General features: G+C 65.7%; 9 protein-coding genes. 5 read left to right on the top strand and 4 right to left on the bottom strand.

The window, feature by feature from the left end:
* On the top strand, positions 1–292 hold a 292-nt coding region (locus Q8Q85_10320; protein ID MDP3774648.1), incomplete at its 5' end, for an amino acid transporter.
* Between the two features lie 113 nt (positions 293–405).
* On the opposite strand, the gene nadC is transcribed toward Q8Q85_10320, so the two are convergent.
* From nadC to Q8Q85_10305, 3 genes are all read right to left on the bottom strand, one after another.
* Positions 406–1,284 carry a carboxylating nicotinate-nucleotide diphosphorylase gene (gene nadC / locus Q8Q85_10315; GenBank protein ID MDP3774647.1) on the bottom strand — a complete coding sequence of 293 codons (879 nt, stop codon included), beginning with the start codon at positions 1,282–1,284 and terminating at the stop codon, positions 406–408.
* Positions 1,277–2,335, bottom strand: a complete 1,059-nt coding sequence (gene nadA, locus Q8Q85_10310) for a quinolinate synthase NadA (GenBank protein ID MDP3774646.1) — start codon at positions 2,333–2,335, stop codon at positions 1,277–1,279. Before nadA ends, nadC begins: the two co-directional genes overlap by 8 nt.
* Positions 2,336–2,437: 102 nt before the next feature.
* Positions 2,438–3,457 carry a hypothetical protein gene (locus tag Q8Q85_10305; protein ID MDP3774645.1) on the bottom strand — a complete coding sequence of 340 codons (1,020 nt, stop codon included), beginning with the start codon at positions 3,455–3,457 and terminating at the stop codon, positions 2,438–2,440.
* Positions 3,458–3,536: 79 nt separating this feature from the next.
* Between Q8Q85_10305 and Q8Q85_10300 the strand changes: the two genes are divergently transcribed.
* The 4 genes from Q8Q85_10300 (at position 3,537) to Q8Q85_10285 (ending at position 8,534) form a co-directional block, all read left to right on the top strand.
* Positions 3,537–3,866, top strand: a complete 330-nt coding sequence (locus Q8Q85_10300) for a hypothetical protein (GenBank protein ID MDP3774644.1) — start codon at positions 3,537–3,539, stop codon at positions 3,864–3,866.
* Between the two features lie 41 nt (positions 3,867–3,907).
* On the top strand, positions 3,908–4,051 hold the full coding sequence (locus Q8Q85_10295; protein ID MDP3774643.1) for a hypothetical protein: 144 nt from the start codon (positions 3,908–3,910) through the stop codon (positions 4,049–4,051).
* An 82-nt stretch (positions 4,052–4,133) separates the two neighbouring features.
* Complete coding sequence (locus Q8Q85_10290) at positions 4,134–7,409, top strand: TonB-dependent receptor (GenBank protein ID MDP3774642.1); 3,276 nt, start codon at positions 4,134–4,136, stop codon at positions 7,407–7,409.
* A gap of 15 nt (positions 7,410–7,424) precedes the next feature.
* The gene (locus tag Q8Q85_10285; protein ID MDP3774641.1) at positions 7,425–8,534 is read left to right on the top strand and encodes a carboxypeptidase-like regulatory domain-containing protein; all 1,110 of its coding nucleotides are present in this window, start codon (positions 7,425–7,427) and stop codon (positions 8,532–8,534) included.
* 76 nt (positions 8,535–8,610) lie between these two features.
* Here Q8Q85_10285 and Q8Q85_10280 read toward each other — a convergent pair.
* Positions 8,611–8,880, bottom strand: a 270-nt coding sequence (locus Q8Q85_10280; GenBank protein MDP3774640.1) for a hypothetical protein, incomplete at its 5' end; no start/stop codon positions are given.

Here is an 8,880-nt window from a genome sequence, read left to right as displayed (position 1 = left end):
CGAGCGCCTCGCGGATACCTTCGTCCTGGCGATCTGGCCCTTCTACGCCTTGGCGGCGGCCACGGTGTTCGGGTTGCGCCGGCGCCGGCCGGACCTGCCAAGGCCGGTCAGGACGTTCGGGTATCCGGTGGTGCCCCTGCTCTTCATCCTCTCGGGGGTGATGATCCTCGGGAACGCCCTGGTCGCGAGCCCCCGGGACCCGGTGATCGCGTTCGGGGTCATTCTGTCGGGCCTTCCCGCGTACTTCGCGTGGCGGCGTTTTTCGGGTCGCCCGACCGCTGCCCGACCGTGACCGGGCGTTGCTTGACGACGGATCCCGCGCTGCCCGCCGCAACTCGCCGAGCTCCGGGAACACGATCGGTCGCGAGGCGGCGAACGTGGTGAACATCCCACTCCATCGTTCAATTATTTCTGCGGGATCGATTCTACCTCGAGCGCTACATCGAGTTGAGGTGCGCTGTGCGTGATCCAGCCGATCGACAGGAGACCAACGCCGGTGGCGGCGATTTCGGCAACGTTCTGCGGCGTGATTTTCCCGGAGGCCTCCGTAATCGTCTGGCCTCGCGCCATCACGACCGCCTGAGCCAGGATACCCGGAGGCATGTTGTCTAGCAAAACCGCGTCGACTCCGAGCTCGAGCGCCTCCTCCAACTGAGTCAGAGTTTCCACCTCCACCTGTACTTTCACCATGTGCCCGATGACGCGCCGGACGCGCTGGACGGCCTCGGCGATGCTTCCAGCCAGCATGCGATGGTTGTCCTTGATCAGGACGGCGTCGTCGAGGCCGAAGCGATGATTGTATCCGCCGCCCATGCGAACGGCGTATTTTTCCAAGGCGCGAAATCCTGGCGTGGTCTTTCGTGTGCACAGCACACGCGCGGGAAATCCCGAGACAGCGGCGACGGCATTCCGGGTGGCAGTGGCGATGCCGCTCAGCCTGCCGAGCATGTTCAGAGCCGTCCGCTCCGCGGAGAGTATGGCGCGCGCCTGGCCCTGGACTGACGCCAGCCTGGCGCCCGAGACGACATCGCTTCCGTCGGATACGAACATTTCGCCTTCGCACCGGGGATCGAGCAGCCGGAACGCGGCGAGCGCGATCTCAATGCCGGCCACGCGGCCGTCGGCCCGTGCGATGATGTTCCCCTGGGCTCGCGCTTCCGGAGGGATGATTGCCGTCGTCGTGATATCCCCGGCCCGGCCCAAATCCTCTTGCAGCGCTCTCTTGAGGAGTGACTCGTACTGGATGGTATAGAGGGGATGAGCCGGACCGACGGGATCAGGCATGGCTTCGACTGACTCGCGCTTTTCCCAACTGCAGCATGCGCTCGATCGACTGTCGCGCCCTGGCGGCTACATCAGGGTCGATTTCGACAACGTGACGATTCGATTCCAGGGCTTCGAGTATTTTGGGCAGGGTGATTCTCTTCATGTGCGGGCAGAGGTTGCAGGGCCTGACGAATTCGAGCTGGGGGAATTCCACGGCCACATTATCGCTCATGGAGCACTCGGTCATCATGACGATCCGGCCGGGGAGTCTCTCGCCGACGTAACGGATCATTCCGGCAGTAGATCCTACGAAATCCGCCTCGTCCAAAACCTCCGGCGCGCACTCGGGGTGCGCCAGGATTGTAACGCCAGGATATTGTTCGCGGAGGGAGCGGATGTCGGAGGCCGAGAAGCGTTCGTGGACCTCGCAGTGGCCCTTCCAAAGGATCAATTCGACCTTCGTCTGGCCGGCCACGTAGCGCCCCAGGTATTCGTCGGGCAGGAAGATCACGCGATCAGCTCCGAGCGACTCGACAACTTCGACGGCGTTGGCGGAAGTGCAGCAAATATCGGACTCGGCTTTCACGGCAGCCGAGGTGTTCACGTAGGAGACGACCGGGACGCCCGGGTATCTCTGGCGCAGGAGACGGACGTCGGATGGCGTGATGGACGAAGCGAGGGAACAGCCGGCTTCGAGGTCCGGAATCAGGATCGTACGTCGCGGATTGACCAGCTTCGCTGTCTCGGCCATGAAGTGCACACCGCACAGTACAATTACGTCCGCGTCGGTTCGAGCCGCCTCGCGGGCCAGGGCGAGCGAATCTCCCTTCAGATCCGCGACTCCGTGGTAGATCTCGGGTGTTTGATAATTGTGGGCGAGGATGATCGCGTTTCTCTCGCGTTTGAGACGGAGAATGGCCGCGATGTAAGGCGCATGCACCGGCCATTCGATCGCGGGAATGACGTGGCGAACTCGCTCGTAGATGCCCGCGGTGGCGCGCTCGACGGCCGGCGAATAGCGCAGCGACGAAATCCTTTCGTCCGGTTTGGTCCACCGTGTCGTGCTCATGGCCCTTTCCAGTTATGCTAAAGTTGAGCATATTAGTGACCTCAAAATGCGGCCCCGGCCTGGAGCCGCGCAGACTTATACTAGACTTGAGTATATCTCATGTCAATCCCATCTGGCGGCATGGCGAAGTCCGGGGAGGCCGACTCCGGGGGCCGGGCGCTCCCTCAGAACTTCCCGCCGGAACCGGAAGAGCTCGGCCGGGCGGCCGCCCGTCCTGGGATCGAGCCGGCCGGTTCCTTCGACCAGGCCGCCGTGTTCCAAGAGCCGCCGGAGGTTCTGCTTGTGCAGGCGCAGGCCGGCTAGGGCTTCGACCACTCTTTGGAGCTGAAGGAGCGTGAAGGTCGGCGGGAGCAACTCGAAAACGACGGGGCGGTATTTCAGTTTTCCGCGCAGCCTGCCGAGAGCGGTCGCGAGAATTCGGCGGTGATCGAGGGCCATCGGCTCCCCGAGATGCGGATGTGCGGAAAGGGAACGGCTGCTTCGCATGGGAATTCGTTTAGGGGGCCCAACGGCGGGCTTGTCTCGTTCGGCCTGCTCCGCGAGCTCGGCTTCGTACAAGAGCTCGTAGCGTTCCAGAACCCTCTCTCCGTCCCAGGGAGCGCCTCCGAGGCCGAACGCGATATCGACTCGTTCGCGCCGCTCCCTTCGGATCATCCCGTCCGGGGCGGACCGAACCCAGCGGCCGAGGGTGGGGGCGATGGTGACGCGAATTGCGTTGGATCGTCCAGTGCGCCAATCCTCCCAGGGAAAGAATCGGTAACAGTCAATCCACCGGGCTTCGCCGGCGCCCGAAGGCTCCGCTTCGCGTGCCAGTCCCAGGTATGCCACCGAAACAACCCTGGGACCGCCTCGCTCTTCGGCAGGATCTCTGTTGCGGTCGCCGAAGGTATAGAGCTGTTCTACATATCCCAGCTCGAGACCGGTCTGGTCGCGCACCCACTTTCGAAGGCCCCGTTCGAGGGTACGGTCCCCTGCGGGATCCAGAGGACCAAAAGGGAGCGCCTCCCAGACCCGGGGTTTTATCGAAGGGTGGGGCAGATTCATCTCCGCGGCCACGGCGGTATTTCGGACGGTGAGAACGCGAGGCACTTCCTCCGTCACGGCGACGATGACAGCGTTCAAACCGATGACTATAGACGGGTCCACAGGACTCCTTGAATTCTCGTAAACGGCTAAATCTCCAGACCAACCTAAAGATACCATGCCGGTTCAAACCGCTTCGCGGGAGGTCACGATCCCGACTCCGGACAACAACCTGTTCGCCCGGCTCGACTGGCAGCTGAGCCCGGCCCACCCGCTGACGAGCCGCGACAACTACGTGAAGGCGTCGGATGAGAACCTCAGCCGCGGTATCACGGGGTATCGCCTGACGTCGAACGCGTACGTCATCAACGACAGGACGGTAGGGGCCGTTACGAGTCGGAGTTCGACTCCGGGACGCAGTCCGCGTCCCGGTTGCGCTCCACGCACCCGATACCGCCCCTCGGAGTTGATGCGGACCTCGATGGTGCCGTGGACGTTGGTGCAGTAGGTGCGCAAGCCGGGCTGGGCCGGACGTTGGGGTATCCGGTGGTGCCCCTGCTCTTCATCCTCTCGGGGGTGATGATCCTCGGGAACGCCCTGGTCGCGAGCCCCCGGGACCCGGCGATCGCGTTCGGGGTCATTCTGTCGGGACTTCCCGCCTACTGGCTATGGAAGCGTTTCCCCTTCGCTTGACGGGGGCTCCGGGGCCGGTCTATCTTGGCGTGTGGTCAGTGGATAATCCGCGGTACAACCAACACAACTGCAGGAGTGGCTCATGAGACCAACCTCGGTTCGGACGGTCTTTTCCCGCACGGCGGCAGCGTCACTCTTCCTCGTGGCGGCCGCGATGCCGTTGCACGCGCAGGGGACGACCACCGCGACGTTCCGGGGGCGCGTGACCGGGTCGGACGGGACGCCCGTGTCGGCGACGGTCACGGTGATCAACGGGGAGACCGGCGTGGTGCGGCGCACGGTGGCCGCCGAAAACGGCCGCTATGCCATGCTCGGGCTCCAGGTGGGTGGGCCGTATGCGGTGCGCGCACAGGCCATCGGGTACCGGCCGCAGGAGAAGACCGGCTACCGGCTGGGGCTCACCGACGTGGTCGCGGTGGATTTCACGCTCGAGAGCGTGCCGGTGGAGGTTTCGGAGGTCACGGTGACCGCCGACGTGGTCCCCGTCGTGGACGCGCAGCAGCCGGGCCGGGTGGACCGCGTGGGGCTCGAGCAGATCCAGAGCCTGCCGACCAACGGCCGCAACTTCTCGGATTTCATCGCGCTCTCGCCACAGGTGAACACCGCGGTGGGCGACGGGTCGGGCGGCAACCTCTCCATCGGCGGAGGCCGCCGGGGCGCGAACAACATCCTGATCGACGGCGTGGGCGCCAACGGCACCTTCTTCGGTGGTGAGGCGCGCGGGTCGGACCGGATCCCGTTCGCCTACTCGATCGAGGCCGTCCGGGAGTTCCAGGTCGAGACCAACGCGTACGACGTCACCCGCGGCAACTACACGGGTGGGCTGGTCAACGCGGTCACCAAGTCCGGCGGCAACCAGTTCCGCGGAGCCGTGTGGGGCTACCGCCGGAGCGCCGATTTCACGAAGCGCGATTTTCTCGGCCGTGATCCCGTGGACTTCACCTCCAACCAGTTCGGCTTTTCGCTCTCCGGCCCCATCATCCGGGACCGTCTCCATTTCTTCCTCACGGTGGACCGGCAGGATCGTGACCAACCGGTTTTCGCGACGGATGTGTCCTCGGACAGCATTGCACGGAACACGGGCATCCATCCCGACTCCCTGGCGCGTCTGCTGTCGATCCTCCAGAACACGTACGGCTACGCCACCGCGGGCGAGCAGGGTAAGCTGATCCAGACCCAGGACGAGACGAGCGTTTTCGCGCGGGTCGATTGGCAGCTGTCGAACCGCCACCAGCTCGCCGTGCGATACAACTTCACCGACCTGGTCCAGCACAACGATCGCGTCGCCACCAGAGACCTGCGTGGCGCGGGCGGCGACTTCCTCAACAAGGGCAAGTCGTTCGTGGCGTCCCTGACGTCGTCGTTCAGCAACAGCCTGTTCAACGAGCTGCGCGTCCAGCGCGCCACCGAGCCGCGGCCGCGGCCGGGGTACTCGCAATTCCCGCAGATCCGCACCACCGTGGCCAGCGGGTTCCAGAACGCGGACGGGAGCATCACCCCCACGTCCGCCACCATCGTCGCCGGCGGCGACCCGATCCTCCACTTCAACGATCTGGACGAGAGAACGTGGGAGATCCAGGACAACCTCACCTGGGTGCGGGGGAGCCACACCGTCAGGGTCGGCACCACCAACAGTTTCATTCACGTCTTCAACTTCTTCGGAAACAACGCGCTCGGCACGTTTTCGTTCCGGAGCCTGGCAGACCTGGAGAACCGCGCCCCGGATTCGTTCACGCGGGCGCTGCCGGCCGACACCAACAGCGCGCTCTCGGTCGAAGCGCGGTTCCCCAAGGCGGAGTACGACGTGCGGGAGTGGGCGTTCTACGCGCAGGACCAGTGGCAGGTGACCCCCAGGCTGAACCTGGTGTTCGGCGTGCGCTACGACCTGGCCACCTTCCCCGACGCTCCAGCGCCGAACCCCGCGTTCCAGCGCAGCTTCCCCGACCTCGACGTGAGCCGGGCGCCGCGTGATCGGAACAACATCGCCCCCCGATTCGGGTTCACGTACGACATGTCGGGGAACCGCACCACGATCGTGCGCGGCGGCGCGGGCCTCTTCTACGGCCGCTCGCCCTACGTGCTCTTCTCCAACGTGTTCTTGAACACGGGTAACACGCAGCTCTCGCTGTCGTGCTTCTCATCCGCCGGCAACGTCCCCGAGCCCAACCTGGCGACCTACGCCGCCAACCCCGATTCCATCCCGACCCAGTGCGTCGGGGGCGGCGCGGCGTCGGCGGGTACGCCGAACGTGAACGTCTTCTCGCGCCAGTACGAGACGCCTCGCAGCTTCAAGACCAACTTCGGCATCGACCACGCGGTGGACCGCGACACCCGCGTGGGCCTCGACCTGTCCTATTCCCACATCGGCGACAACTTCTTCGTGATCGACCGGAACCTGGCCACGGTCCCACAGTTCTTCACCGAGGGCGGCCGGCCGGTCTACTCGCCGCTGGTCGCCATCGGCTCGACCGGGAGCATCAACCGGAACTTCAACCGGGTCGACGCCGCCTTCGGGCAGGTGCTCGAGCACGTGAGCACCGCCGAGGCGGAGAACATCAGCTTCACGGTGAGCGCCTCCCGGCGGCTGACGCGGGGGTTGCAGTTCCAGGCGTCGTACACCTACAGCCGCACCGAGGACAACGCGTCGTACTCCTGCTGCATCTCGAGCACGGCGCTGTTCGAGACCCCGACGGGCGGCAACCCGAACGACCTCCGCGGCAACCGGTCGCCGGCCGACTTCGACCGACCCCACACGCTCATCTTGAGCGGGATCGCGCGGCTGCCGTGGGGGATCCAGCTGTCGGGTATCTTCCGCGGGTTCTCCGGACTTCCCTATACGCCGCGCATCAACGGCGACCCGAACGGCGACGGGATCTCGAGCAACGACCGGGCCTACGTGGGCACCAACATCCTGTACAACTTCGACGCCAACAGCGACGTCGACTCCACGACGCAGAAGAACAACCAGCGCACCATTCTGGAGGACCTGATCCAGGGGAACAGCTGCCTGCGCGCAGCCCTGAACACGGTCGTTCGGCGCAACGCCTGCCGGAACCCGTGGATCAACCAGCTCGATCTGCGGCTGTCCAAGCGCTTCCAGACGATGCGCGGCCAGAGCGTCGAGCTGGTCGCGGACTTCTTCAACTTCCTCAACTTCCTGAACAGCGAATGGGGAAGGGTGTGGACGGTGGCCGGGGCCGGCGGCGGCAGCAACGGCGACCTGCTGAGCGTCCGCGGGTTCAACTCGGCCCAGAGTAGGTTTGTCTATGACGTCAATCCGAGCTTCGGAACGAAGGAGCCCAGCGCGTTCCGCTTCGACCAGTTCCAGGCGCAGTTCGGCCTGCGGTACAACTTCTAACCCGAGGAGACGGCCATGAAGCGTTCAGCAATCGTCGTGGCGGCCTTCGCGGGCCTGCTGGTGGGATGCCGCGTGGATAGCGTCGCTCCGCCGACCGGCGGCCTGGGACGGTTCATCGTGCGCGGCACCGTCACGAACCTCGCCGGCACGGTGAACCTGGCCAACGTGACCGTGCAGCTTCAACCGCTCGGGGGCGGGCCAGCCGTCCGCACCATGCTGACGGACGCCAGCGGAACGTACCGAACGTTCGGGCTCGCGGCCGGACTCTACCGCGTGGTGGTGGTGATGGGTGACTCGTCGAGAATCACCACGGTGGGGATCGACAGGCCACCCGGCCTCCGGGAGCCCGTGACCGTCGGGCAGACCGACAGCGTGGTCGTTCCCGTGCTCGCCTACGATCCCGGCAAGGCGATCAGCGGCAGCCTCACCCACTTCGTGCAGGACACGTTGCGCTCGTTGTCCGTCCCGTTCCGTAACGTGAAGGTATGGCTTTTCAATTCGACGCGCACGACGAAGCTGGATTCGTTACGCACCAGCGCGTCGGGCGCCATCCGGTTCGCCGTCCGCCCCGGCACCTACTACCTGCGGGTGGACACGGCGTCGGCGGAGTACAAGTCGGTGGCGGTTCCCGCCGTCATCCCGACCACGGCGCTCCTCGACACCCTGCGCGTCACCGCCTCGGCCCCGACCGCGACGAGCAACAGCGCGACCAGTACCGCCTCCGGATCGCTCACATACCGGGCGCCGTATCAGATCCGCGCGCGGATCTTTAAGGACCGCTGCACGCCGCAGCCCTGCACCCCCGATGGCGTCTACCGCGCCGTGGCGACTGACCCCGACACCATCGTGAGCGGCGTGCGGATCTGGCTCAGGCGCGTCGGCAGCACGACGAACCTCGGGTCGGGCACGGTCACGAGCTCGACCTCGACCTCGGCGACCGGCAACATCAGCTTCACGAGCCTCGACAACGCGGGCGACCGGTGGGGGCTGCACGTCATCCTGTGGTATCTGCCGGCCGGATGTACGATTGCTGCGACTCTCACGCCGGAAGGCGACGTCCAGGTGACGGGCGACCTGGCCGGCGGCACGGTACCGCTCAACAACATCCCGCTCACCTGCCCATAAGGACAGTAGGCAGACGCACAGGCGCACGGACGCACAGGGGGCCGGCATCACTCCGGTCCCCTGTTGCGTCAGGAGGCTACTGGAGCTCGCGAATGGTCCAAGGAGCCGTGCGGCTCTCCGTTGCCGCGCGCTCGCGCGCGACGTCCTCCGCGGTGACGGGACCCGCCGTGTTCCCCCACGACGCACGCACGTAGCTGAGGACCGCCGCGAGCTCGGCGTCGCCGAGCTGCTTCCACGGCGGCATGGCTCCGTTGTACCGGACGCCCTTCACGGTCACCGGCCCGCCCAGACCGTTCAGCACCACCCGCGCCAGGCGGCCGGCGTCGCCGGTCACATACTCCGAGCC

The sequence above is a fragment of the Gemmatimonadales bacterium genome (assembly GCA_030697825.1).
Classification (GTDB): Bacteria; Gemmatimonadota; Gemmatimonadetes; order Gemmatimonadales; family JACORV01; genus JACORV01.
Note: the sequence above shows the minus strand (reverse complement) of the source record. Positions and strands in the feature narration are given on the sequence as shown.